18 protein-coding genes and 4 pseudogenes are annotated in these 24,545 nt (G+C 59.4%); 10 read left to right on the top strand and 12 right to left on the bottom strand.

The annotated features are described in order from the left end of the window. Positions 1–2: 2 nt before the first annotated feature. Positions 3–914 (bottom strand): right-handed parallel beta-helix repeat-containing protein, encoded by a 912-nt coding sequence (locus tag NKJ81_RS28815; protein WP_352542501.1) that lies wholly within the window; start codon positions 912–914, stop codon positions 3–5. Between the two features lie 520 nt (positions 915–1,434). On the opposite strand from NKJ81_RS28815, the gene NKJ81_RS28810 reads away from it, so the two are divergent. The 4 genes and pseudogenes from NKJ81_RS28810 to NKJ81_RS28795 form a co-directional block, all read left to right on the top strand. Beyond that, entirely contained in the window at positions 1,435–3,096 is a 1,662-nt protein-coding gene (locus NKJ81_RS28810) for a GMC family oxidoreductase (protein WP_352473810.1), read from the top strand. Positions 3,097–3,130: 34 nt separating this feature from the next. Continuing rightward, positions 3,131–4,291, top strand: a complete 1,161-nt coding sequence (locus NKJ81_RS28805) for a glycosyltransferase (protein ID WP_352542500.1) — start codon at positions 3,131–3,133, stop codon at positions 4,289–4,291. A gap of 435 nt (positions 4,292–4,726) precedes the next feature. Then, positions 4,727–6,172 carry an undecaprenyl-phosphate glucose phosphotransferase gene (locus tag NKJ81_RS28800; RefSeq protein WP_352542499.1) on the top strand — a complete coding sequence of 482 codons (1,446 nt, stop codon included), beginning with the start codon at positions 4,727–4,729 and terminating at the stop codon, positions 6,170–6,172. Between the two features lie 322 nt (positions 6,173–6,494). Then, a pseudogene (locus NKJ81_RS28795) lies at positions 6,495–6,827 on the top strand (PqqD family protein); the annotation flags it as partial. Between the two features lie 54 nt (positions 6,828–6,881). On the opposite strand, the gene NKJ81_RS28790 reads toward NKJ81_RS28795, so the two are convergent. Next, complete coding sequence (locus NKJ81_RS28790) at positions 6,882–7,103, bottom strand: hypothetical protein (protein WP_352542521.1); 222 nt, start codon at positions 7,101–7,103, stop codon at positions 6,882–6,884. Positions 7,104–7,139: 36 nt separating this feature from the next. Between NKJ81_RS28790 and NKJ81_RS28785 the strand changes: the two genes are divergently transcribed. From NKJ81_RS28785 to NKJ81_RS28775, 3 genes are all read left to right on the top strand, one after another. Continuing rightward, entirely contained in the window at positions 7,140–7,742 is a 603-nt protein-coding gene (locus tag NKJ81_RS28785) for a hypothetical protein (protein WP_352542520.1), read from the top strand. After that, positions 7,739–8,740: a nucleotidyltransferase family protein gene (locus NKJ81_RS28780; RefSeq protein WP_352542498.1), complete on the top strand. Its 1,002-nt coding sequence runs from the start codon at positions 7,739–7,741 to the stop codon at positions 8,738–8,740. Before NKJ81_RS28785 ends, NKJ81_RS28780 begins: the two co-directional genes overlap by 4 nt. Positions 8,741–8,845: 105 nt before the next feature. Next, positions 8,846–9,085: a hypothetical protein gene (locus NKJ81_RS28775; RefSeq protein ID WP_352542497.1), complete on the top strand. Its 240-nt coding sequence runs from the start codon at positions 8,846–8,848 to the stop codon at positions 9,083–9,085. A 967-nt stretch (positions 9,086–10,052) separates the two neighbouring features. Here the strand turns inward: NKJ81_RS28775 and NKJ81_RS28770 are convergent. The 4 genes and pseudogenes from NKJ81_RS28770 to istA form a co-directional block, all read right to left on the bottom strand. Beyond that, on the bottom strand, positions 10,053–10,466 hold the full coding sequence (locus NKJ81_RS28770; RefSeq protein ID WP_352542519.1) for a hypothetical protein: 414 nt from the start codon (positions 10,464–10,466) through the stop codon (positions 10,053–10,055). A 393-nt stretch (positions 10,467–10,859) separates the two neighbouring features. Then, a complete protein-coding gene (locus NKJ81_RS28765) occupies positions 10,860–12,602 on the bottom strand; it encodes a right-handed parallel beta-helix repeat-containing protein (RefSeq protein ID WP_352542496.1) in 1,743 nt (580 codons plus the stop codon). A gap of 1,058 nt (positions 12,603–13,660) precedes the next feature. Next, positions 13,661–14,439: pseudogene (istB, locus tag NKJ81_RS28760) on the bottom strand (IS21-like element helper ATPase IstB). A gap of 15 nt (positions 14,440–14,454) precedes the next feature. Further along, positions 14,455–16,006, bottom strand: a pseudogene (istA, locus tag NKJ81_RS28755) (IS21 family transposase). Between the two features lie 189 nt (positions 16,007–16,195). Between istA and NKJ81_RS28750 the strand changes: the two are divergent. Then, positions 16,196–17,017 carry a LuxR C-terminal-related transcriptional regulator gene (locus NKJ81_RS28750; RefSeq protein ID WP_352542495.1) on the top strand — a complete coding sequence of 274 codons (822 nt, stop codon included), beginning with the start codon at positions 16,196–16,198 and terminating at the stop codon, positions 17,015–17,017. A 205-nt stretch (positions 17,018–17,222) separates the two neighbouring features. Here NKJ81_RS28750 and NKJ81_RS28745 read toward each other — a convergent pair whose 3' ends face one another. From NKJ81_RS28745 to NKJ81_RS28715, 6 genes and pseudogenes are all read right to left on the bottom strand, one after another. After that, positions 17,223–17,978 (bottom strand): LuxR C-terminal-related transcriptional regulator, encoded by a 756-nt coding sequence (locus tag NKJ81_RS28745; RefSeq protein ID WP_352818814.1) that lies wholly within the window; start codon positions 17,976–17,978, stop codon positions 17,223–17,225. 727 nt (positions 17,979–18,705) lie between these two features. Further along, on the bottom strand, positions 18,706–19,362 hold the full coding sequence (locus NKJ81_RS28740) for a Crp/Fnr family transcriptional regulator (RefSeq protein ID WP_352542494.1): 657 nt from the start codon (positions 19,360–19,362) through the stop codon (positions 18,706–18,708). A 587-nt stretch (positions 19,363–19,949) separates the two neighbouring features. Next, the gene (locus NKJ81_RS28735; RefSeq protein WP_352473846.1) at positions 19,950–20,624 is read right to left on the bottom strand and encodes a protein-L-isoaspartate(D-aspartate) O-methyltransferase; all 675 of its coding nucleotides are present in this window, start codon (positions 20,622–20,624) and stop codon (positions 19,950–19,952) included. Between the two features lie 710 nt (positions 20,625–21,334). Continuing rightward, a pseudogene (locus tag NKJ81_RS28725) lies at positions 21,335–22,107 on the bottom strand (tyrosine-type recombinase/integrase); the annotation flags it as partial. 152 nt (positions 22,108–22,259) lie between these two features. After that, on the bottom strand, positions 22,260–22,937 hold the full coding sequence (locus NKJ81_RS28720; RefSeq protein WP_352542493.1) for an RES family NAD+ phosphorylase: 678 nt from the start codon (positions 22,935–22,937) through the stop codon (positions 22,260–22,262). After that, positions 22,930–23,715 (bottom strand): hypothetical protein, encoded by a 786-nt coding sequence (locus NKJ81_RS28715; protein WP_352542492.1) that lies wholly within the window; start codon positions 23,713–23,715, stop codon positions 22,930–22,932. The genes NKJ81_RS28720 and NKJ81_RS28715 overlap by 8 nt, the downstream gene beginning before the upstream one ends. Between NKJ81_RS28715 and NKJ81_RS28710 the strand changes: the two genes are divergently transcribed. Both NKJ81_RS28710 and NKJ81_RS28705 read left to right on the top strand, forming a co-directional pair. Next, positions 23,690–23,839, top strand: coding sequence for a DUF1612 domain-containing protein (locus NKJ81_RS28710; RefSeq protein ID WP_352502796.1), 150 nt, complete (start codon positions 23,690–23,692; stop codon positions 23,837–23,839). The two genes, NKJ81_RS28715 and NKJ81_RS28710, sit on opposite strands and share 26 nt — an antisense overlap. Further along, the gene (locus NKJ81_RS28705) at positions 23,799–24,191 is read left to right on the top strand and encodes a DUF1612 domain-containing protein (RefSeq protein ID WP_352542517.1); all 393 of its coding nucleotides are present in this window, start codon (positions 23,799–23,801) and stop codon (positions 24,189–24,191) included. Before NKJ81_RS28710 ends, NKJ81_RS28705 begins: the two co-directional genes overlap by 41 nt. Positions 24,192–24,545 lie beyond the last annotated feature (354 nt).

The following is a 24,545-nucleotide window of genomic DNA, read 5'->3' as shown; positions in this document are numbered from 1 at the left end:
GCTCACTGCCAGTTGAAGGCAAGCCGCAATGGCGGTCTGGGATCAAATGGCTTGCGCTCGATGGACCAACCGGCATGCACGGCCGCCCTTTGCCAGATGAGGTTGCGGGGACTGGCGAGCGCGTAGACGCAGCAGTCCCTAACACTGTGCTTTTCAGCGCCTTCTGATATCCGGGTATGGAACGACAGGCCGTTGGATGTCGGGGCGTCCCTGCCGTCCCGTGGCTCATTGTAGGTGTCCCGGCTCCGGCAGCGGTTGAACGAACAACCGCCACTGCCGACCTTGCCCTGCGGAACGGCCGAGAAGGCGCCGTTGCCCTGTTGAACGGCATCGACGTCATCGACCCGGCAATTGAAGCTTCCCTCCAGCATGACGCCAGCGCCCGTGGGACTGTTGTTGTAGAAGACGAGTCCACGTCGAATTGTACAGCGATCCGAGTGAAAGGCGGAAATGTTGTCCTCGGTCCAGGAGGTGGGACCGTTCTCGGCCGAGAATTCTTCCAGGCTCGTATCCGGAGAGCGGTCGAACTGCACATTCTGTCCACGGGGGAACGGCCCGCGCGCGTCGTGGAGTTCGAGGAAGCTCATCTGGGTGCCTGGACAGTCGAAGACATAGATATTGGAGGAGCCGCGGGACGCCTTGACACGGATGATGATCGCATCGGGGCAGCTTTCCAGCTCTATGTTGTTGCGGTTCTGGCTTGGTTCGGTCCCCGGGGGAACGCCGACATGATCGATCTCGAGATCCTGCAAGCGTATTCCGGCGGCTCCGCGGGCGTATATTCCGCTGCCCATGGCATGACGAATGCGGCAGCTGCGTACGATGACGCCCTGATGGAGTGCCGTGATCCCGTTGCCATAGGGGGCGTAAATGTCAAGGTTTTCAATGATCTGCCCATCCGCGCGCGTGAGCACGGGTCCACTTGGACGCGCAAGGGAGACGGCACCCCCGAACCATTTATCGCCCGATCGCCCCTGGGCCAGAGGCACCGCTGCACCGACGGCACCCGAGGCAGGCAGCGCTAGCAGCCCGGCAAGGAGACGGCGCCGATTAAGGCGCCGGGGTTCAAGAGACTGCCGGCCGCGCAACATGAAATTTATCAGCCCGCCCAGTTCGGGTGCCAAACGTCGATTCGGCTTGTGCGGAGACGTCGAGGTGGCCAACGCGATGCAGATAAACCCTACCTCTCGGCAAGGCGGCTTCTTCGGTCAGGTTGTCGTCAGGCATCCCCATTTTTCCCCTGTGCGCCAGCGGCGCAGGTTCGCGAAGAATGCACATCGGCGGCAGGCTTATGCACGCACAGCACTTCGCACACCATCTCTCCATTCTGGCCGCCGCGAAAGCCCTTCATAAGGCTTAACTCCGATGGGCAAAGTGCCATCGGCCGGATTCCCTGCCATTCTCTGAAGCTGGTAATAAGCGGAGCGCGAGGCGATGTCGGTTGAAGCGGACGTCTTTGACTATGTGATCGTCGGAGCCGGGGCGGCAGGCTGCGTCTTGGCCAATCGTCTGGCGGCTGATGGGACCAATATGGTCTGCCTGCTCGAGGCGGGCCCGGCCGACAGCAGCATCCTTCTGCACATTCCGGCGGGACTCTACAAGACATCCTCGAATCCGAAATATGCCTGGCAGTTCGACACGGAGCCTAGTCCGGGGACGGCCAACCGTTCTATTCCGATGTCGCAGGGCAAGACACTAGGCGGTTCGACCGCAATTAACGGGATGAACTACAACCGCGGCGCGGCTGCAGACTTCGACGAGTGGGCCCACCAGGGCAATCGAGGCTGGGGCTACGCCGACGTGCTGTCCTATTTCAAGAGAACCGAGCGGAGGCTTGGGGCATGCGATCCCTTCTACCGCGGGACGGACGGACTGCTTCCAGTTACAGATTGCGATTGGCGACATCCACTATGTGATGCATTCATCGAGGCCGCGCTCAATGCCGGCATCCCGCGTAATCCCGACTACAATGCGGCAAGCCAGGCCGGTGTGGGCTACTATCAGCGCTATATCGATAACGGATGGCGCGTGAGCGCAGCGCGGGCTTTCCTACGGCCGATCGCCAGAAAGAAGAACTTGGACGTCCGCACGAACGCGCAGGCCACGGCCGTCCTGTTCGAGGGAAAGCGTGCCATCGGCGTTCGATATGGACGAGGGGGGCCGGGTCATCCCACCAGCTGTGTGAAGGCCCGTCGAGAGGTGATCCTCTCCGCTGGCGCGGCGAACTCACCAAAGCTGCTGCAGCTGTCAGGCGTGGGTGCTGCGAGAATGCTCTCCGGCCTTGGAATTCCGGTTGTGCACGAATCCCCCGGTGTCGGTGCAAATGTTCAGGACCACTACATAGTCCACCTGATCGCCCGGGTGGAGGGCATCGAAACGGTCAGCGGACACGGCTTCGCCCTCCTGCGCGAGGCAGCGAAATGGATGCTGGGCCGCCCGAACTTTCTCGCCGTCAGCCCGTCGCTCGTCTACGGGTTCGTCAACTCGCGGGATCTTCACTCCACCCCCGATATCCAGCTTGACCTTGCCCTGGGCAATTATACCGATCACGGCGGCGCGCGGCGGTTGCCGGTCATCAAGCTTGGCTATTATCAGTTGCGACCGAAGAGCGTCGGACATGTTCGGGCGGTCTCGGCAGATCCGTCACAAGCGCCGCTGATCCAGCCCAACTATCTCGCCGATGATCAGGACCGACAGGTCGTCATCAACGGCATGAAGACTGTGCAGCAGCTGTTTCGGGCCCCCGAGCTCAGGCGCTACAACTGCACGGAAGAGCTTCCCGGCCCGAAAACAACGGACGACGCCGACCGGCTGCAGTTTGCCCGCGAAACCGGGCTGACAGCCTATCATTTGTGCGGATCGTGCCGGATGGGCCCATCCGCTAGTGTTGAATCTGTCGTGGACGACCAGTTGCGGGTCCACGGCCTCGAGGGCCTGCGGGTCGTTGATGCTTCCATTATGCCCTCCGTTCCCTCGGCCAACACTTCGGCCGCTGTCTTTATGATCGCGGAAAAGGCAGCAGACATGATCCTGGGTCGGCAACCCCTCCCGGCACTGGAGCACTATGCGCCGGGCCAACCTGCGGCGGCCGAATAGTTGAAAGTCGAATGACAAGTGCCGGGAGAATTCCTTGAAGAGACGTACACTGGTTGCCTCTGAATTCAATGCGAAGGACCGGGCTCACTTTGCGTCGGCGTATGAGTTTTGCCGCATCGTTGCCGAATGCGAGGATGCCGATCTGATCGCCCCTGGCATCGACAACTACCTAACGAGACGCTTTCACGCCATTTTGCCAAAGCACGACCCTCACAACGTCCAGCGTGACTTCAACAGACTGACAAACGCGTTTCGCAAAGGGCTGGGGTTAATGAATGCGCCAAGCATTGAGCATGTTCGGCTCACGCAAGATTATGACCTTTTCTTCTTCGTCGCCTGGAGTCCGCAAAGCCTTGTAGAATTGTCTCGGATCCACGACTGGCGCCGCCGATGCAAGGTTGCTGTCGCGTATCTGTTCGAGCTCTGGTCGAGCACTCTCGAAGAGGACCGCCGATATCTGAAGCTCCTGGACCAGTTCGACCACGTGTTCCTGTTGCACAGCGCGTGCATACCTCGCCTGCCTCAATACACCCGCACGCCCTGTTCCTTCCTTGCCACGGCCGTCGACGGCCTCATTGCAACGCCGTACCTATCGCCGGTCAAACGCGTGATCGACGTATACTCGATCGGGAACCGAGCCGCGAAGATACACCGACAGCTTCTGAAGCTGGCCGAAGAGCGGGACCTCTTCTATCTCTACGACACGCTCGCAAGCACAGATTCCCGGGTGAAGGCGTGGCATGAGCATCGTTTGCTGCTCGCCAATATCATCAGGCGCACGCGCTATTTCATGGCTTTCAGTCCAGCGACGCTTGCAAACTCGAAGGCCGTCACGGTTGCCGGCGAGCAGGTGCTGCCTGCCCGTCTTTTCGAAGGGGCCGCGGGGGGCGCCGTCATGCTTGGGACCGCGCCGCAATGCGCCGAATTCGGCGCGCACTTCGACTGGCCAGACGCAGTGATCGAGGTATCACCAGACTCGAGCCATATCGCAGACGTAATTGGCGAACTCGACGCAAACCCCTGCCGTACGGAATTGTTGCGCCGGACAAGTACGGTCCGTTGCCTGGAGATGCACGATTGGGTCTACCGTTGGGATCACATCCTAGCCACGATCGGCATGCAGCCGCTCCCACGCCTCCACGTTCGCAAGCTCCAGCTGCGACGGATCGCCGCCGATGCTATGGCGCTCGCCTAGACGATCAGGCCCTAAAATGAGACCCGGTTTCGGGTTCGGCGCTCAGCGGTGCCCAAAAAAAGAGAAAGAGCGGCAGTTTCGAACCGGTCGCTTCCGTCGGAGCGTCCGCCGCTCCAGGCCTGCGCGCGAGAGCATATCATTTCGAGGTACTCGAAAGACTAACAGGCGCCGGAAGCGGGCAAGGAAGGTCGGTGTGTCCGCCGGCTCTACCCTTTGGGGTTAGAGCTTATGCCGAATTGGATTCGCGCAGTGTCGCTGCCATTCTCTGGCCATTCCCCGTGCTACCGCAGCCACCGCAATCGAACTTCGCGTGAAGGGGCAATGATCGCAGGCGAGGGGTGCCACGTCACGCTGGGCACTCCGGTGGTTTTCAGCAGAGGAGGGGGGTCGTCCGATGTTGGTCGATGAATGCGGCTTCGAACGCAGGTGAACGTCATGGCACTTCTTCATGAAGGCCCCCGTGCGGGCGCCACGTCAAACGCACCGCGGTGGAACGCGCCCCTCAAGGTCAATGTTCTTCTGCAGTCGTCTCCGCTTCTCGAGGCAATGTCCGTCGTGCTGCTCAGCATCGGCTCGGGAATGGTATATGATCTTGTGAGTTTCGGACATTTCGGCGAGTACGGCCGGAACTTCGGGCTCGGTGTTGTTGTAGCCGCCCTTTTTTCGACTTCCGCATATGCGCGCGGCCTGTATCTGAGTTCCGAGCTGCGGTCGCTGGCCTCTCAGATCAAGGAGGTCGCGCTGATCTGGACGGCGGTCTTTCTTTGCCTGTCGGTTGTGGCGCTTGCACTCAAGGTGGGAGACATGTTTTCGCGCCAAGCCCTCATGCTGTTCTTCGTGACGGGACTTGGCGGCATCATCTTCGTGCGCCTTGGCGCCGGACGACTGTTTGCCTCGCTGACCAGGTCGGACATGCTTGCCAAACCGCAAGTAGTGATCGTAACGCAATCGGACGTGCGCGTGCCAAGCGGCGTTGTCCAGGCAATCGAGGCTTCCGGATGCCAGGTCTGCCAAACGATTACATTGCCTGCTGCATCCAGCGAGAGCTCGCTCCTTGAGTGTATGGATAAGCTCATTGAACATGTGCGTCGGCGTTCGGTCGACGAGATAGTCCTTGCTGTCAGTTGGGCTGACATATCCCTGATTGAGAAAATCACGGCCCACCTTTGCGTGGTCGCGGTACCCGTAAGGCTCCTACCGGACCACGTCGTTAGCGCACTCTTGAAGCGACCTGTCGTCAACCTGGGGGGGACGAGGGCGATAGAATTGCAAAGCGCGCCCCTGACGGCGCCTCAGCTCCTGATGAAGCGGCTCTTCGATCTTGTGCTGACCACTGTCGCCCTCCCATTTCTTCTGCCCCCTTTGGCCGTTGTTGCGGCGCTGATTGCGCTCGAATCCAGGGCGCCGGTGCTCTTCTGTCAGCGTCGGGCCGGGTTCAATGGCCGCACGTTCAAGATCTATAAGTTCCGAACGATGACGATCCTGGAGGACGGGCCCATTGTCCATCAAGCCTGCAGGGGCGATCCCCGCGTCACCCGCGTTGGGCGCATATTGAGAAGGTTTAGTATCGACGAGATTCCACAGCTATGGAACGTGCTGAAGGGCGACATGTCGTTGGTAGGCCCACGGCCGCACGCGCTCGCGCATGACAGCGAATACAGCCAGATCATCTCTCTTTATCCGGCTCGGCACAAGGTGAAGCCGGGGGTCACCGGCTGGGCACAAATAAATGGCTGGCGCGGCGCGACGCCTGATGTTTACATGATGATCAAGCGTGTCGAACACGATATGTGGTACGTCAACAACTGGTCGGTCTGGCTCGACGTAAAGATCCTGCTTCTGACCATCCCCCGCATCTGGACGGGGCGAAACGCCGTCTAGCCCAACTTTGCCGATTTATGTGGCAAGTGATTGATTTGCAAGGAGTGGCGGCTGGCCGACGACCCATCGATTAACTGCCAAGCGACACCCCACTCGGAAAAAGCGAACCTCTTCTTCGGTATAATTGAATACGACTTTGGGTGAGGCTCGACACCATGAGAGGTGCGGCTCTACTACAAAAGGCGCTGTTACAGAACAACTGAATGCAAGCGATGATCAGGGCGAAAAACAGCGACCGCTCAATGCATAACCTGCGACTTCAAGCAAAAGTGCCCGCACGGCAACGGCGTTGGCAAGTTACCGCTTTGGGAGCGGAGGGGGAATGCCATCAAGATCGTGTCTCTCTGGTCGTGAGTTCCACTCGAATCGAACGATCTCCACGCCCAGACAAACGAGGATGACGGCTTCTGTGAGCCCGCAACAAACCCGAACCACTGACCGAACTGCGGGGCCTCCCCTTGTAGAGTACGCTACGGCGAGGTTAGTTCCCCAAGGTCGGCTTGCATGCATCAAAGGGCAAAACATCCTGCTCAGTTCAACGCAGGGGGTAGTCTTTGCGCTCAATGACACTGCGGCGGATATCTGGCGCTCGCTTGAAGAAGGCGTGCCGGTCCAGGCTATCTTGGGCGAGATGGCAGCCCGTGGCGTTGATAGGCAAGAGGCCTATGGCTATGTCGAGGCTGCCCTTCAAGACTGGGAACGGCTCGGCCTAATCCAGCCTGCTCCACCGCCGTGCCCAACCGCAGCTCATCAACATATCTGCCAGGTCGTTGCTGTTCCAGGCGTGTGTGTGCGCATACTGTATCCGGCTGCCGTCGCCTTTCCGGCCGCGACCGTATTTCAGCATCTCGAAGTTCGAAACAGGGCCGTCGACGTCCTGTTCCATCTGGTTGAGCGTGGGCAGCGGATCCACCTGTTCCGGGATGGCCACTGGACTGATTCCTGTGGTCGAGACGAGATACCCATTATGATCAAAGGGCAACTGCTGGCCGAAGTGCTTGGGCACAGTGAATATGAACTCGCCCTGCATGCGGCGGCGCTGTTCAAGAACGGCCGCACGCTCCTCCTTTGTGGTAACCCTGGCTCGGGCAAGACGACCCTGACATTGGCGCTGGTCCACGCGGGGTTTGGCTTCGCGGCAGACGATGTGACACTTCTCGACTCGGCCGGACAGGGTATCGGCCTTGCTTTTGCGCCTTCAGTCAAATCGGGATCATGGTCCATTGTCGGACAATATTTCCCCGAACTCGGCAGGTCTCGGGTTTACCGGCGCCCCGATCGCAGGCGTGTGCGTTTTCTTGTGCCTAGGGATCATGTCCCTCCCGTTCCCCGGCCCGTGGGCTGGGTGGTCTTGCTCTGTCGGACGCAGGATGCCAAACCTTCCTTGCGCGTGATTGACCCGAGCGAGATCCTGGGTGGCTTGCTGAACGGCGCCTTTGCGCGGAATAAAGAGCTAAGTAGCACTGCGTTCGACGCTCTTTGCCAAGTCATCCGATCGGCAGAGGGCTTTTGCCTGACCTATGCCAAATTGGGTGACGGGTTGGAACTGCTGAAGGCGGCGTGCCGATGAAGCCTACCAGGGACGCGTTCGAGTCCCTGATCGCGGGACTTAACGGGCGCCTGGTGGTAACGGCCGACTGGCTGGCGGTGATTGCACTCGCCAACCACACTCTGCTTACGCCCGTCTTGTGCGCCACTCTTGCGCACACGGGCCAGCTTGACCGGCTCCCCGAAGAAGTGGGCCAGTATCTTCAGTTCATTTACGGCTGCAACCGGGAACGCAATTTGCGCTTGCGCAGGCAGCTGAATGAAGCCGTTGCTGCCCTCAATCAGGGGAGCGTCGTTCCGGTCCTGCTCAAAGGGGCCGTTCCCTTGTTCCTTTCGTCGAGCGGCAGGGTTCCCGACAGAATCATGAGCGATCTCGACTTGGCTGTGGAAACGACAAAAGAAGGGGCTGCCCGGGCTTGTCTTGCCAAGCTTGGCTACGCCGAAGTGACGGTCGCTGGTGGCATGGCGCGCCCGCAAGATGTCGGTCTCCTGGAGCTCCGGCCGTACCGGGAGATTGACCGCCAGCCCCCGAGGCTTGCCCGCCGTCACGGCCTTAGGGTGAAAATCCCCGCCCCACAGTCGAGGGCCCTCCACTGGATCATGCATGATCTCATCAAGGAGGCGGACTACTGGCGCGGAAGGACCGACTTTCGCCACCTTTATGATCTGGCACGGCTGGCGGAACAGCATAAGCTGGATTGGGCGGAGCTCCGAACATCCTTGCCCGATCAGAATGCGCGGAATGCGTTCGATACTCAACTCTTAGCCTTGAGTCACTTCTTTGGCGTCAGAGCACCGGCGCAATATGTGCGGCGTCCCTTGGTTCGCTTTCAACACTGGCGGCGCGTCTTCCCCTTGTACCATCCCGTCCTCGGCGTTCCATTGCGCCTGGTCGGCAATTCGGTGTGGGGTATGTGGCGACTCCTACATGGCGATGGCTCGGGCCGACGGAGTCCGCTCGACTTTGGACGCCGCGCAACCAGCATCCTCCTTGACGGCGATCTCGGGTCAAAAATGTAGTAATACTTAATTTCCTGGTTGTATCTTGATGGCGCCTTGTCTGCACAAAAGGCATATGTCAAGTTAGAGCGTTGGAGTTGTTACACAAGGATAGGAGTACTTTCGATGAAGAGCGGGAAGTCTTCCAAAGGAAATACAGACAGCCAGGTGCCGGAAGAACAGGCGCGTCGAGAATTTCTAAAGAACGCCGGGCGTTTTGCTGTTGTAACACCTCCATCCATTGCTCTGTTGCTTGGCACGAGCTTAAACTCGCAAGCTATTGCCGCATCGCATGGCGCGCGTCCCGGGAATGGATTCGGCGACACGGGCCACGTCCACTCTGGTCCTCCTGGGCAAAATCCTTAGAATGGTTGCTTTGGTCGTTCTGACCGTTCCTCGTCTCTGCGGTCTATCCTGATCCCGGCATACCGGGCCTGAGTTTCTCGCGGACCTGTTCGGGGAACTGAGAGACCTGCACGGAACCTTTCAATTCGTAGTAGGGCTCACGCGTCACTTCCTCATGGGGCGCGTCCGCCGGCAACGGTCTGCACCTCGCCGATCGCGACCGGCGTCGAGCGAGCCTTGAACGAAGGCAGTCGCATCTCGGCAGGAAGGCCCTCGGCAACATTGTTGATGAGTTGATGTCGACAGGCGACTCTTCGCCGGACGGTCAAGTGTCGTCATCAGGGATGATCTCCATCAAGGTTTCGCCGGCGCGAACCGACGGCTCCTATCGTGTGTACCTTAAAGCCGACAACGCTCCCGGACCGCGGTGCGCTCGGTCGGTTGAGCACGTCATCTGCAACGTGCAGCTTTTCGCCAGCTTCGGCGAGGTTGGCGACTTGTCTCGGCAATCGTGACTAGTTGCTGCCGTCGCTCGTCGGCCCGAACGTAGCGCCGGCACCGCGGCAGCCCGTCTGGGATGGAGGGCGCGCCGGACGGCCGGCGTCAGAGGCAGGCGTCCGGCAATCGGCGGGTTCTCCTGGAATATGCTTTCCAGGCGCACATGGGCGCTGCGCGCCGACGCGATACTTTTCCATTGCATGATCTCGTCGGGGCAAGCGCCCGACCATAATGAGTGACGCCGCAAACAGGACGCGCCCCGGAGATTTCCTGGTTAATAGCCAGGTACGCACCGACTCCCATTATGGCCGTTTGAATGGCCATGCGCAGAAACTTGGATAACGCAAGAAGAGTGCCGCCGCGCTTGCCCGCGCTGACGGACTAACCGAGCCCTTCCTCGGGGATACCGGTGCACGATGACCGTAACAGCGGGCCTATCCCGAGCCGCCGGCGCTACCGTCGGCCGTTCCCAAAGCGGCCTGACGGCATGTTATTGCCGCGGCGCATATGCGGAATCGGCGGCTCGCTCGCAGTGACGATAGAGCTGTTCCCGACCCGCTACGCAGATCTGAGCCTTTAGCGATCCGACCGGATCGTAATGCCGCATGGATAAACTCGGAATTACACGAACTTGTCTCAGTGCCGAGGCGTCCGCTGCTTCGAGGATCAGAGTATCCGTTCGATGAGAAGCCATGTCGCGCGACGCCGGCGACCCAGGCGCCGGCAATGACGCAGTCGACACGTTATAGCCCGCGGGCAGTCCCAGGATGAAATCGTGAACGCCGGCGAGCGATGCCCGCTCCATGGGGATAGCCGGATCGGCGAGCGCGATGTTCTCGCGAATGGACCGGTTGAAGAGCATGTTCTCTTCAAAACGACGCCGATCTACATCGACCAGCTTCACAGGCCGGCTCGCTTCGACACACCATAGGCCTGCGCCGCAAGGCTTGGGGGAAAGATGTCGCTCGATGGCCGAACGAGCCAGTTCCTCTCGACGCCACGGCGTCAGACGGGCATTCTTGTGAATATTGATTTAGTACCCTCCGGTGAGTGCTGAAAGTCTGTAACTCCAGTCTCCTCGGTTCGGTCCGCGTGAACTACGGAAAGCTCACAACTCGAGTCTGTTCCATCCCGATGATATCGGGATGGAACTCCATGAGCGTGATCTTCTCCGAAACCGGGCTCCCCTTTTTGGTACGCTGACCTTCGGTTCGGGATCATGGCTTTGAGGTACTGTGATCCAGTCCCTATTTGCCAGGGCAGCCCCTCGCGGGATATTGGTTCCCCGCGTAGTCCTTCAGGTCACAAAGAACGAGGCTGCGGTGAGCGACAGATGTGGGGAGAGGGTGGCGAACTGCGTTTGAGATGCGCCGCCGGCCCCGTCATCGTCGAAAGAGAGAGCCCCGGTTTCACTGTTGTAGATGATATGATCGGAACTGTCATGCGCGGCTGCACCAACAAAGAAAGCTTTGGATGGAAGCCCTCCCGGCTGAAGCCCGGCAAAAACGGTATCGCTGAGATGGAACGTGTCCAGGGAGCGCTTGAAGTCGGTGATCTTGTCGACATTGCCGGCTCCAAGAGCAGTATTGAACGAGAAGGCATCGTGGCCGCCGTGACCGGTCAAGACGTCGGCGCCAAGCCCGCCGTTGATGACATTGTTGCCGGCATTGCCCTCGATCGTCTGGGCGAACTCGTTGCCGGTGAGGCTCATCGTCTTCGTGCCGGACGGGTTGTTGGTGGCGAGATGCTCGATTTCCGAGCCGGCCGAAAGCGCATAGCTCACCGAGGCGATCACACTGTCGTTGCCGCCGCCCACTGCCTCAACCACCTTCTCGTTGGCATTGTCGACATAGTAGGTGTCGTTGCCGCCATAGCCGATCATCGTGTGGCCGCTGGTTCCATGCAATACATCGGCGCCGCTGGTGCCGTACAAGGTCCCATCGCTGGTGTCGCCGGAAGGAGGGACAGTCCAGGTTCCAGATCCAGTGTCAGTCCCGGTCGAGCCAGTGATTGAGGAAGTGACGCTCGCGTCCGTGACAGTGCCGGTCGAGCTATCCGCTGCGTAGTCCCAGGTGAACTGGTTATCGACGTGTGCCACTGGGGTCGCCGTGGGATCCTCGTGCACGTCGGCCACGACCGCCTTTGACGCGTCCCAAATGATGTTGTTGGGATTGCCAGGGTTGGTGTAGCTCGAGTTCAGGATGCTGACCCCACCGGAGCTTACATTCCAGATCAGTCCATTCGACGAGGGAAGCCCGCGGCCTTGATCCTCATCGATACCGTCGAACGACCTCGTGTGATCGAAGGTCACATCGCTCGCGTAGGAAGAGAACGCGCCATTGCCCTGATGGATGGCGTCAACGTGATCCACCCTGCCGCCGGTCGATCCGTTCTCGAACATGACGGCCACTCCGGTCTGAGAGTTGTTACCGTCGATCACCCCATTTGAGATCGTCGTATTCGGGCTGCCATATACCGAGACGATGTCCTCCGGATGCGAACTGCCGGCGTCGTTTACGGCATAGAAGTCGGTTAGCGAACTATTGCCCGAGTTGTTGAACTGGACGAACTGACCGCGCGGCATTGGGCCATGGAAGTCGTAGCCATCGACGTGTGAAAGACTCGCGCCGGGCGAGTTCACGAGATAGATGCCAGTCGAGCCTTCCCGCACTGTGGTGTTATGAACGGTCAAGTTCGAGGCGTTTTCTGCGTTGATGTTGTTGATGTTCGGGCTCGTCTCGGGGTCGATTCCCGCCGGCGGGTCGGCGTTGATGACTTCGGTGTTCTCGATCGTGACGCCGTTTGCGCCCGATACCACCACCCCGTCACCTTCGACGTGATGAATAAGACAATTGCGCAGGATGACATTGTCGTGCGTAATCGTGACCGCGTCCCCGTTGGTGACGTAGATGTCAAGATTTTCAATCACCTGGCCATCATACTGCGATTGGATCGGTGTCGTGGTGTAGGTAAGACCCTGCGCCGGCTGCGTCGTTGCCGTCGACGCGGAAACGGTGGAAATGGGAGCTTCGGTCGTCACTCGGCTGCCTCCGTCGTCGCGCGTAAGTTGTTCAACCATTCCGAGTGTGTTCGCAGTATTTCCTTGTAGCGACTCATCGATCTCATGTGTTTCTCCAGTTAAGCAGTAATCTCTATAAGTATCTACAAAGACACTCACGGGCAATAAAACGAAGATCTATCGTCTTAACGAAATTCTGACAATACAACCAGAAATTTCATATGGGATATAATGCTAACGTTCATGACCATAATGCGGCCTTGATAAGGCTATACTGAGACTCTCCCGGGCGATTGGCGTTGCGCTCAAGCTTGCGCCTACGTCGAATTGCAAACGTCGTCTAGTATGTCGGATTACGTGTGAACTTACCCCGAGGACAGGAGACAAGGTCATGCACGCATGAACGTTACCGACACGGGTCCGGCACAGCTCGAAACAGGTGATCTACGAGGGCTATCCTGAATCGGCTACAACTACCGACCGACCTGCACGCTGCCATCGGCGTGAGCAACTGCAACGGCTTCCCGCACTCGTCACGTGGCGGCGGTAGCTTGCGGCGCAATTCGGTGCGCGCCTTCGCGACATCGCCGAACTGGAGACACCTACCGAGCCTTGCTGGACTCGCAGCAATTGGCAAAGCTACTGTGTGAAATTCCCCCACTGGTTCGACCAGCGGCCCGTCTGCCTCCGGAAGGGCATGCCCTATTGCGATACCGCGGCGATGCGGGAGCACCTCGCCGAGATCAGTCGGAGCGCCGACGACGGCGCGCATGCGGTGCTGATCCTGATCAGGCCGGATCGCAAGTGACGCGGCCGGACAACATCACTCTGATGTTCGTGCCGCGCGCTCACCGGAACTGAACCCAGTCGAAAACCTGCGGCAATTCATGACAAGGGGCTCTCCAACCGTATATTCAAGGACTACGACGAGATCCTCAATCATTGCTGCGCCGCTAGGAACAAGCTCCTTTTCTGCGCATTTCGCAAAAACGGGACAGTCGTTCCGCTAAATCGCGGACAGCAGTTTCACTAAGTCGCGGACAGCTGGATGTGGTCGGCCCTCGGTTGCCTGGTTGAACTCATTTGCGATTGATTTCGCCGTTTTCGGCGTCGGTCAAGAGCGGCGGTGGTTTCTGTTTTCTCATGCTGTCGCCTTCGAGGGTGACGCGATGGGCGTTGTGGATGATCCGGTCGATAGAATGGCGTCGGCGATTGTCGGCTCGCCGATCATGGCATGCCACTGGGCGATTGGCAGTTGCGCGGTGATCAGCGTCGATTTCCGGCGGTAGCGTTCCTCGAAGATTTCCAGCAGATCGAGACGCGGCTGGTCGGTCAGGCTGTGGGTGCCCCAGTCGTCAAGGATGAGCAGTTGCACCCGAGCCAGCTTGTCGATGAGACGGGGAAAGCGGCCGTCCAGACGCGCCAGGGCGAGATCCTCAAACAGACGTGGCGTGCGCAGGTAGAGCACGGAATGATCGAGCCGGGCGGCCTGACGTCCGAAGGCGCAGGCCAGCCAAGTCTTTCCGGTGCCGGTCTGCCCGGTGATGATGAGGTTCTCATGCGCCTTCAGCCAGGCGCCATGGGCGAGCGATAGCGTATTGCGCCGGTCGAGCCCGCGATGTGCGGCGAAGTCGATGTTCTCGATGCAGGCATCGGCAAAGCGCAGCCTGGCAACGGCGAGATGGTTGGTGACACGCTTGTCGGCACGCCTGGCGGCTTCACGATCGAGCATCAGGCCAAGCCACTCGTCGCGACTGAGATCGTCGGCGTTGCTCTGGTCGGCCAGGTCCCGATAGGCGGCGGCCATTCCGCCAAGGCCGAGAGCCTGCATCTGGTCGAGGGTTGGATGTGTCAGCATGGTTGGTTTCCTTCCTCATTGATAATAGGAGCCGCCGCGGATGTTGGTGTGCGATGGCGTGGGCTTGACCGGCTCGGCCGCGGGCGGCACGCGGTCGAGGCCGGATTTGAGGATGGCGTTGACGGAGGAGTAGGTGATCGCATTGATGGTCAGCGCCCGCGCGCAGGCCGCCTCGAGCCGATCCCGCTCGTAGCGACGGGCCAGCGAGAGGATGCCAAACGCGGAGCGGTATCCCTGCTCGGGATGGGGACGGTCGCGCATCATCCGCTCGACCAGCATGGCGGTGTTGGCGCCGATCCCGGCTGCCTGCCGGATCAGGTTCGCCGGCGTCGTGTTGGCATAGCGCTGATGCGCCTTGGGCATGTGCTCGTTGACGGTGACATGGCCGCAGCGCTGCGAGCGGCGGACATGGCTGGCGACGCGCTTGTGATCATGGAAGAGCTCGACCACCCGGTGGGTGAGCCGCACATCCACGCGCCGCCCGATCAGCGCGTGCGGCACCGAGTAGAAGGTCCTGTCGATCTCGACATGGTAGTCGGGATGCACCTTGGCCGATTTCCACTCCGCATATTCGAACGGCGCCGGCGGCAGCGGCGCCAGAGCCGACCGCTCGATCTCCTCGAACAGTTCGCGGCGGCTTTTGCCGACATGGCGCATGGGGCGGTTGTTGAGATCCTCCAGCAACCCCGCGATTGCGGCGTTGAGATCGCCGAGACTGAAGAAGCGCCGGTTGCGCAGCCGGGCCAGGACCCAGCGCTCGACGATCAGCACCGCGCCCCTCGACCTTGCCCTTGTCGAGCGGCTTGCGGCTGCGGGTCGGCAGGATCGTCGTGTCGTAATGTTCGGCCATGGCGGCGAAGGTCTGGTTGAGCGTCGGCTCGAACCACAGCGCCTTGGCGACGCCGGCCTTCAGATTGTCGCAGACGATCGCCTTCGTTACCCCGCCGAAGAAGGCGAGTGCCCGGCACTGGCCCTCGATCCAGTCCGGCAGCTTCTGGCTGAAGCTGGCATGGGCGAAGGTGAAGGACGAGGCGCCCAGCACCGCAACGAAGATCTGAGCCTGGTAGATGACGCCAGTATCGGGATCAACGACGGGCACGGTGTGGCCCGCATAGTCGGTCTGCATCACTGCGCCCGCCTCGTGGCGGTTGCGGAACGTTGCGCTCGCCCGGCGCTGGAAAGCGCCGAACCGGTCGCAAAACCACGTGTAGCCATAACCATCGGGATGCGCCGCACGGTATTCCTGCCACAACAGCGTCAGCGTCACGCCCTTGGGCTTCAACTCGCGCGCGATCATCGCCCAATCGGGCTCGTCCATATCCTGCGGCGGACGGCCAACCCGGCGAAACAGAAGCCTCTCAAGCGATACGTCATTGTCACAGCCCGGCGGAAGCGGCCAGTCCGAGATGCCAGCCTCACGCGCCCGCAACAGATAGGTCGAAACCGAAGTCTTGCTGATCTTCAGCCGTTCCGACACCGCACGCACCGAGAGGCCTTGCTCATGCGTCAGGCGCAGGATTGATCGTAGGTCTTTCACTGTCGTTCGTCTCGCTTGCTTTGAAACCACGAGCTCGGGTTCTTGACCAAAAGCCCCAGGTTGAAGATTCGGGATACGCCTCGATGATGCTGCCCTACGCCTAAAGAGGGTATTTTGGTGTACGGCTTTCCTGGCGTAAGGTTAAAAAAAGAAAACTGTACGGTTGGCGCATGGAGCACCTAATCGACGCGTGTAACCAATCGCGCCGGGTGAGAAGCGATGATGACAAGGCAATCTTTCGTAACCGTGCTTGTCGGGCCAAGCGAGTTACTTCGAGAAGGTGTTAGTCGAATCCTGAATGAAGAAGATTTTCGCGTTCTTTTCTCTACGGTTTCTGTTAACGATCTTCTGCAAAAGCCGTTACCGCATCACCGGTCGATCTTGCTAATCATAGATATCGGCGGTGCTGATGCGGAAGCTGAATTCGCGCAGATTGCTGAGTTTAAGGCGATTTACCCAGCCAGCCATGTCGTTGCGCTAGCTGATCACTGTCGCACGACCGATATAGTCTCAGCCTTTCGTGCGGGGGCTGACGGGTATCTGACAAAGATCGCTGCTTACGACACCTTCATCAAAGCCCTCGAATTGGTTATGGTTGGGCAAACGGTACTACCTGCGGAAACTTCGATGATTATTCAAGATATAAGGCAAGGTTCGAAAGATGAACCGATAGCTTATGAGTTACCAAAGGTGGAAAGTAAAGTGGAGAGTAGCGATCAAGAACTGGTAATTTTGTCGAATCGCGAAAACTGTATTCTGTGCCGCTTGATCCAAGGGGAGTCAAACAAAGCGATCGCGCGCCAAATCAACATTGCCGAAGCTACGGTGAAGGTACACGTCAAAGCCATACTTAGAAAGATTCGAGTCCGCAACCGAACACAGGCTGCAGTTTGGGCGATGAATCATGGTATGCTTACTCCACCGACTGGCAACGGCGCGCCGGGGAACGATACGGTGGTACCTCAGGAATCTCACCATCGGCATGATCTACTTGAAGCAAAAAATGCATACCTCGTTTTCGACAATCGTCCTCCTATCTGACCTGCGACAGAGCTTCGTTTTGGCTGGTGCATTCACTTTCCGAAGCCTCGTTCCCGATCAAGGGCCAGCACAAGATTTTCGATACGATCGAGGTCTGGCTAGACAGCAGTTCAGCTGCCGATTCCGCCCTTGGACGTTCAGCAATAGAATGCGGCTGCGGGACTCACGCAAGTTGGGAAGTGTTACGCTTGGGCGCTTGGGCTCACTACTCAGCCAGAGTTCCTTCTGCGAGAAGGTCGTTGACCTTGCAGGCGACTTCCGTGCGGTTGGTCGCCTTTAGTTTCTTCATGATATTGCGGATGTGGACCTTCACCGTGCTTTCGCGTAAATTCAGTTCGTGGGCGATCATCTTGTTCGCCTTGCCGCGCCGGAGCGCTTGCGCAACCTCGGCCTGCCTAAGCGTGAACATGCCTGCCAAAGGCTGCGTGTCGCGGCTGCCCGAATCTATCAGGTGCCGCATAGCAATGACACTGCTCGCCGGCACGAAGATGCCTCCCGCTGCCGCAAGGTTGATGGCCTCGACGCAGACATTGATTGCAACAGAGGTCGGAATGTAACCGCGTGCACCGCATTCGAGAGCGGTCAGTATCTGGGCAAGGTCTTCGGTGTCGGCCAGGACGACCACAGGGACTGATTTGAACTCGCCCGAAATATGCCTGATCTCGTCAGCGATGCCACGATCGGTGACCTTCCGACTGCCAAGGTTGAAGAGTATGGCTGCAAGGGGAGGGGCCGATCTCTTTCTGACGCGCCATTCCTCGACGGACGCCAAGGCGGCGACATCCATGCCGAGTTCGTGGTCCACGAGAGCCGATGCGAGACACTCGCGGTCCAGAGCCCTTCCGTCCAAGATGAGGAGGCATTCCCTGCCTGTCTGCCCTTGGTCGATTCCCGGCCCGCCGGACGGAACTTCTGACTGACTGGCCGAATTACAATTGTGCAGTCCTGCCGTGGCACCCATGTCAATACTCCCTCTTTCCCACACAAGCCGTCTTGCGCTGGCCGACATGATTTCCGCATTCTCTCGCAGTGAAAGTTTGGTACTGCGCGTTTTGAAGGGTCGAGACTCGATTACCCCATTTGCGTCGTTGTCAGTTCCCCAACCCCCAGTGATACCCAGCGTGGGGTAAGTGTAGGGGTTATTTATAAGCAGTCTCTAACATAGATTGCTTTTTTGGTAATTTTCAGGGAACCGATGCCAAGCTGGACCCAAAGGGCTGGATTCTGTGCGAAAGGCGCATGCATTGGACACCCAGCCATCTTCAGCCCAGCAGACAGCCGAATCTGGATCAGCGTGTGCCTCCGACATTTCATCGGCAGACCAGAACCGCCGAAAGTGCCGTTGACATTGTCGGGGGACAGTGCTGGCAGCATTGGCTCCCCACTTTAATCGAGCAGGCCTTGGTAAGCGGCCCTCTGCGCATAATTTGGCAGCACGCCGCACTCGCGCGATAGGCCGAGTTGCCGCGGCCACGATGATCTCCCTTGTCACACTTGGTCAGCACGAACGGGTTGCGTTCCGCTCGGCCCAACCGTCGACCGCATCGAGCCGGATACCGCTGTCGTCGAGACGTCAGGCGTCCTGCGCACGACCAGCCCTCCATAAATGTCGTCTCGAACTGTTCCGGCGACGGAACGACCGTTTTCATTTTGGCGTCCATGCGCTGGCGTTCAAAGAGAGATAGCCGCTACCTGAGGTACTCGCTGTCGAATCCGGCTGTTTCGACCAGCTTCTTGCGGTTGATCACCTCTACATGGCCTGACTTGAAAGAGACGAGATCGGCCTTGCGGAGCTCCCTTAACGTTCGGTTGACGTGAACCGTGGTCATTCCGAGGATGTCGGCCAGTTCATGCTGGGCAAGAGGACACTCATATCTTCCATCAACCGACAGCTCAACCATGGAGAGCCTCTCTTCCAACTCGAGCAGGAAATGGGCGGTACGCCTCATCGCGTTCCGCCGCCCGGTATTTATCAGATGTTCGGCAAGGATGGCGTTCAGGCGCGCCAGCGAGGAGGTGATCTTCTTCCCGATTCGGCCGTCCGACAGGATCGCCTCGACCAGTTCCTTACTGGAAATTTCATAGACAGCTAGTTCGGTTATGGACGCCAGCGACGCAAGACGGGGTCCGTCCAAACCACGGTAACCGACAACGTCCCCCTTGAGGGGAGTGTCTATGATCTGCCGCTCTCCGTCTGGCAGCGCGTGATAAAGTATAGCCCAACCCGATTTTACAATGAATATCTCACCGTTGTCGTCTTCCTGGCGGCATATCACCGAATGGGGTTTATAGGTTTTTGCGGTAACACCGAGAAAATCGTTGTTCCCCCACTCGTCCTTCGACAACGTTCCCCCTATGGGATGCGAGCACATGAACTCCAATAGTGTCTGCATGAAGAATCGGCGCGTTTGATTTTATTTCCATACGACTACAATAGTTTCTCCCGGATAAAGTCGGCCGAACGACCTCTTACCGTAGGGGAGGGGTGGCCTAATGTCCTCGTCTGTTTGAATGAGGTAAACTGCGTTTAGATCAAGGTGTTGCAAGCATCAGGTGGTTAAGTCTCCCCGCTTGAGCGAGACGATCCACGGCAAGGCCTGCAGAAGTGTGGTATCGAGGGCCGTATGGCGGGCCTCCTCGACGCGCGTGTCGTCGTGCATAATGACAGATGTCGCGGAATCATTTTGCACCTCGGTCGTGAGGAAATCCCGCGGACAGGCATTCGCCCGCAGGCGAGGCCGCCGAAGACTGCGCTTCCTCAGCAGACTATGCTGGCGCCGTATGTCGCAGTTAACTCAGGCCACGCTGCGGATAAGCGTTCCACAAGTCTGCGACGGTGTTGTTTCTCGCGTTCACAAAGGGCGAAGAAACGCGGAAGGCTGGCATCTGATTGACGGTGGAAAAGCGCGGTCGCGTTAGTTGTCGCACCTCACTAGACGGTTTCGAGCCGGCCGAACCGAACCGGGATGAGTTTCCGGGTCTCGAGCTGCCCTGCCGCATCCTTGTCGATGACAGTCAGAAACTGTGCTTCTTTAGATCCCAAAGGCAGAACCAGCCGTCCCCCCGGCTTGAGTTGCTTCAGAAAAGCCGGCGGTGTCTGCTCAGCCGCCGCCGTGACCAGGATCTTGTCGAATGGGGCGTGCTCGGGCCAGCCGCGAGACCCGTCTCCGACACGAATGCCGACATTGGATAAGCCTAGCTCCTGCAGGAGAGCCTCCGCACGGCTTACGAATTCCTCGATGATTTCTACGCTCCAAACCTGCCCGGCGAGTTCCGCGAGGATTGCGGTTTGATAGCCCAGGCCAGTGCCGATCTCGAGGACCGCCTCGTGCGGTTGGGGAGCGAGGAGATCGGTCATGAGAGCGACGATGAATGGCTGCGAGACGGTTTTATCGAAGCCGATCGGCAGCGGCATGTCCTGGTAGGCATAAGGTGCAACCGAGGCTGGCACGAAGCGATGCCGCGGCACTCGCCGCATCGCCGCCATCACCCGCTCATCGAGCGCTGCCTTGCCGAGTTCTTCGCTTGCAAGGTCGGTATGGATTGCAATCATCTCGACCATGTGCCTGCGTAGGACCGCAAGGTGCTCTTCGTTCATTGGCTTCATGACGGTGGGGCCTTCCTCAACCAGCTTGCTGCCGGTGAGCATTATATCCTGTTCGTCACGGTAGCGCCCGCCATCGTTTCCATTACGGGTGCCCACGGCAAGCGTGGGTGACCGTCTTGGCAGGCTATCGCCGGCGGCGACCCTGGAGATTCTGGGCGCTATATCGCATAGCGGCGTGTCCCACATACGGCTATCTCGCGCATCAGCTTCGCCAGCACCGGCCGGGAGGGCGAGGCGCCGGAGCCGTGCTCCTGGTGGGCGAGGCGGCAGCCAGCCACCTTGACCTCGTCGGACGTCGGTCGCCCGATCCTCCGTCGAGACGCGGGGATCGCCAATGGGCGGCCGATCGAGAGAACTGGACGTTGTGCGTGCATTTGGCCGGTTTCGGGGGCGACATTGTCGATCTGAGGACGGCGCAAGGCCAGGCCGACGCCCAGTTCGAAGATATGGCTTGTGCCTGGATGGATTTTCTCGCCGATGGCAAACGGCCGCCGTCATGGAGCATCCACGACCGCTTGGTTGCTGAAGGCAAGTTCGGCATTCTCGTGCCCAGCTTCGCCCCAGGTGCCGGCACATCCGATCAGAACCTCGTGCTATGGAGCTGGGGCGAGGGGCTCCCGCACCAGGTCAAGGTGATCGATCCGGAAGGCCGGCTGCCTCGGAACCAATTGTCTGGAGCTAACGCCGCAAGGGTCGGATCGAATTGCGACTCAGGCGATTATCCGCGCCGCCCGCGAGCGTGCGTTCCGCGTCATTGTAATAGTTTGAGGCCTGCTGCGCGGAGCGATGCTGCGACTGCTGCATGGCTTCGGGCAGCGGAATACCGCGGCGTGCGATTTCGGTGAGATAGCCGGAGCGCAAGCTGTGGGCGGAGAAGGCTTCCGGATCGAGCGCCCGGCCTCGGCGGTGCGCCGCTTCAGGATCAGATTGACGGCCTGCGGCGTCAGGACGCGCGCTTCGAGATTGCCCCAGTGGTCGATGCCGCCAAACACGACGCGGTCGCTGATCCTGGCGCGTTCCAGCCAGTCCTTCAAGACCAGCACAGGCCGGCCGACGAGCAGCACGAAAGCGTCGCTGTCGGCTTGCGTCGTCTCTGTGCGGCCGAGCCGTATCGACAGGCACGGCAATTTATCGCCGCCGGGAGCGTTGGGATCGGCCGGAACCGGGTCTTCGTCGACCAGCTGTTCGACGCGAAGAGCAGAAATTTCGCTGCGACGCCGGCCGCTGCAGGCGAAGGCCGTGATGAGAATCGCGCTATCCCCGACGTCGACGAGACGGTCACCGGCGCATGTTTCAAGAGGGCGGCCAGAATATCGGCGGTCACAGCCTTCCTGCTCTTGCGGCCGCGGACGGGCCTGGCGCGCACCGCCAGTTTGATCGCGCTCTGCAGGCCCCGGGGCTGCAAAATTTCCGCGCAAACCGCGCCATTGAATCACGTCGAACAGCTCGACAGCCGCCAGCGCACGGTGCACGGCGCATACGGACGGCTTTTACCCGCAACCGGCCCTCCGCCTTCGGCGCGGCCATGACCGCAACGGCACACTCTGATCAGACGGTTGCCGGAAGGCGCGGCTGGGGAGGTCAGCGACTACCTCGTTGCTGCCCCCAGAATTGCCATGATCTCCTGTCCCGCCATCAGAAGCTGATGCCTACGATCTTTACGCCGATACGATCGGCGAGTTCGAGCAATTCGGAATAGACGTCAGAATTCCCGGTCAAATCGAGCGACACGCCGGACTGCACCAACGTCCTTGCCGGAATTCGATCGCCAAACAGCATCACGGCGAGAGCCCGGTCGTCCTGCCGAGAAATCCAGCAAAGTCCCTGGATATCTGGGCATTGTACGTGAATGGCTTCAGCCCAGGGGCGTGTTGCTGGGTAGCGGTCCTTCTCGGTGTCGATGATCTGGCTGCGCTTGATGCCGAGTTTCCTCAGCGCTGTGACGCTCAGATCAGCCAAGACCAATTCGCCCTGCGGCGCCACCTGCGAATAGACTTGATCCGCCAGTTTCACCTTGTCGTAGGTCTTCAGGCCCGGCGCGAATGGCACATCGTGGAAGACGGTTTCCATCGCCGCGCAGTCAAAGGTCGTGCCGCCGTACAGAGTTGGGATATTGGCCCCAGTTGCATTCTTGATCGGGCTGAAACGGGCATTGCCTTTCAGGCCTGGATTGAACTCGACGCCGGCATAGAGATTCAAATGGATACGATGGATAACTTGGTCCGCCGGCCATATCGTTCGGGTGATGATATCCTGCAAATCGTGCGATGGAACGGGAATCCCAGGTCCCCGTCCAATCTTTGATTTAGCCATGGAGTGCGCCTACCAACTCATCCTCGGCGGCTGCAAGAACGCGCTCGGGTTGCGCAGGGAGCACATCTTGCGGACGCTTGCCCCCAAGGAAGCTATTGACCGATGCAAACCAATAGGCGAGCCCCCAGTCGTCCTTTTTCTCGTGTAAGACGCTCAGAACCTTAGCGAGCGTTTTGATAGGCCGATATCCAGCGGCGGAATCCAGAGCATACCCAGGGAAATAGTCTACGCCCCGATGCCGAACTGCAAAGATCTGGCCTTCTTTCTTCCACTTGTTTGGCTGCGCACTCAGGTTGCTTGTGCTGAACCCAGCCATTTTGGCGATTTGGGGAGCGGTCAGCCAATCGCCGCTCTCCAGCACTGCCTTTCTCGCCTCGGCCGTCATCCGCGCCTCGACAAGCATGTACTGCGGGGGCGGCACCTGAGGGACCAGGGCCTCGATTATTAAGTTAATGGCTTCACGTTGACGACTCATCAGGATGGTACGGACCAGAGGCGCGATGCTGACGACCGTGTCCGCAAGGGCGCGAACTGCGGGTTCACTCCCATGCTCGAACGTTAGCGCTATGACTTGCTCCGCAGTCAGCCGATCAAGTTGGTCACCAACCTCCTTCGGAGTTCCGGTGAGCGCGCCAAATCCCGATAGCTCAAAGGTGTCATTGGTATGTGCCATAATATTCCACTCCGCTGGGTTGGTGAGGATGATTACATATATAGCACGATAACCGATCTCATCAAGTGCTGTTGCTGCGATGCTCTCGGACGCCTGGGAAGACATCAGTCCACTCCAGCATCAACCCTGGCTCGGCACCCTTCTAGTCGCTCGCATGCTGCGGCAGCGCCGCAAGACCGCGGCCCCACCTGCTGGCGCTCAACAGCGGCCTGCACGTTATCGGCCGTGAGCGCCGGCGTCACCGTGACCGGACCACACGCCTGCTGGCATTTGTCGACGCCTTTACTGAAGCCACCGCGCTCGGCCTAAAGGAACATGACCGGCCGGCGTTGGCGCGGGAACAGATGCTGCGCCGCACCAGGAGCCGGCGCGGCAACTCGAAGCTGCCTCCGCATAATCCATTCCAGCAAATCCGCATCGAGCGTTGCGTGCCTCCCGCCGTGCAGGTACCTCGATACTGTCGCCTTACGCTTGAGCTGCTCAGACATCGCCGGCGTCAAATTCACCAATGGTGTCGCACAGTCCGCGACACCGGATCACCGCGCCGCCTGATCGGCCGCGTCACCCAATTCCGACCATAGCTCCTCGCGAGCCGGCCTCAAGCACAAGAGCCGCTCCGACACGCCTGTCGCCCGAATTGAGAAACTGACCCCCTGACGAGATGAAGAACTGACCCCCTCGGTTATGAGAGGAGGCATGAGGGGGTGGACGAAGCCCATCCTCACAATGTTCGCCTACCGGGACAAACGTGACGCAACGGAACGGATGGTTCACCGGTAAAGTCTTGGGGAGGTTTGCGAAAGGAGACCAGCATATGACCTGCGAACGAGATGTCGGCACGTTCGAAGAGCCCGTGACCGTTTTGCTGTCCTCGGGCAAAGTCAGTGTTTCGAGCACCCGCGAAGCCGCCGAAATGCTGCTTTACCGCTGGCCCA

The organism is Mesorhizobium sp. M0018 (assembly GCF_040323955.1).
In the GTDB taxonomy this organism is placed as follows: Bacteria; Pseudomonadota; Alphaproteobacteria; order Rhizobiales; family Rhizobiaceae; genus Mesorhizobium.
The sequence above is the reverse complement of the archived record's forward strand: the minus strand, read 5'-3'. Positions and strand labels throughout refer to the sequence as shown.

What these genes read in the sequence shown, in the direction of transcription:
- NKJ81_RS28715 (WP_352542492.1), bottom strand. Translation starts at nt 23,715, where the DNA reads ATGTCTTCCCAGGCGTCCGAGAGCATCGCAGCAACAGCACTTGATGAG.
- NKJ81_RS28775 (WP_352542497.1), top strand. Translation starts at nt 8,846, where the DNA reads ATGAAGAGCGGGAAGTCTTCCAAAGGAAATACAGACAGCCAGGTGCCG.
- NKJ81_RS28745 (WP_352818814.1), bottom strand. Translation starts at nt 17,978, where the DNA reads ATGGGTGCCACGGCAGGACTGCACAATTGTAATTCGGCCAGTCAGTCA.
- NKJ81_RS28785 (WP_352542520.1), top strand. Translation starts at nt 7,140, where the DNA reads ATGATCAAAGGGCAACTGCTGGCCGAAGTGCTTGGGCACAGTGAATAT.
- NKJ81_RS28780 (WP_352542498.1), top strand. Translation starts at nt 7,739, where the DNA reads ATGAAGCCTACCAGGGACGCGTTCGAGTCCCTGATCGCGGGACTTAAC.
- NKJ81_RS28800 (WP_352542499.1), top strand. Translation starts at nt 4,727, where the DNA reads ATGGCACTTCTTCATGAAGGCCCCCGTGCGGGCGCCACGTCAAACGCA.
- NKJ81_RS28750 (WP_352542495.1), top strand. Translation starts at nt 16,196, where the DNA reads ATGATGACAAGGCAATCTTTCGTAACCGTGCTTGTCGGGCCAAGCGAG.
- NKJ81_RS28810 (WP_352473810.1), top strand. Translation starts at nt 1,435, where the DNA reads ATGTCGGTTGAAGCGGACGTCTTTGACTATGTGATCGTCGGAGCCGGG.
- NKJ81_RS28710 (WP_352502796.1), top strand. Translation starts at nt 23,690, where the DNA reads ATGCTCTCGGACGCCTGGGAAGACATCAGTCCACTCCAGCATCAACCC.
- NKJ81_RS28735 (WP_352473846.1), bottom strand. Translation starts at nt 20,624, where the DNA reads ATGAAGCCAATGAACGAAGAGCACCTTGCGGTCCTACGCAGGCACATG.
- NKJ81_RS28720 (WP_352542493.1), bottom strand. Translation starts at nt 22,937, where the DNA reads ATGGCTAAATCAAAGATTGGACGGGGACCTGGGATTCCCGTTCCATCG.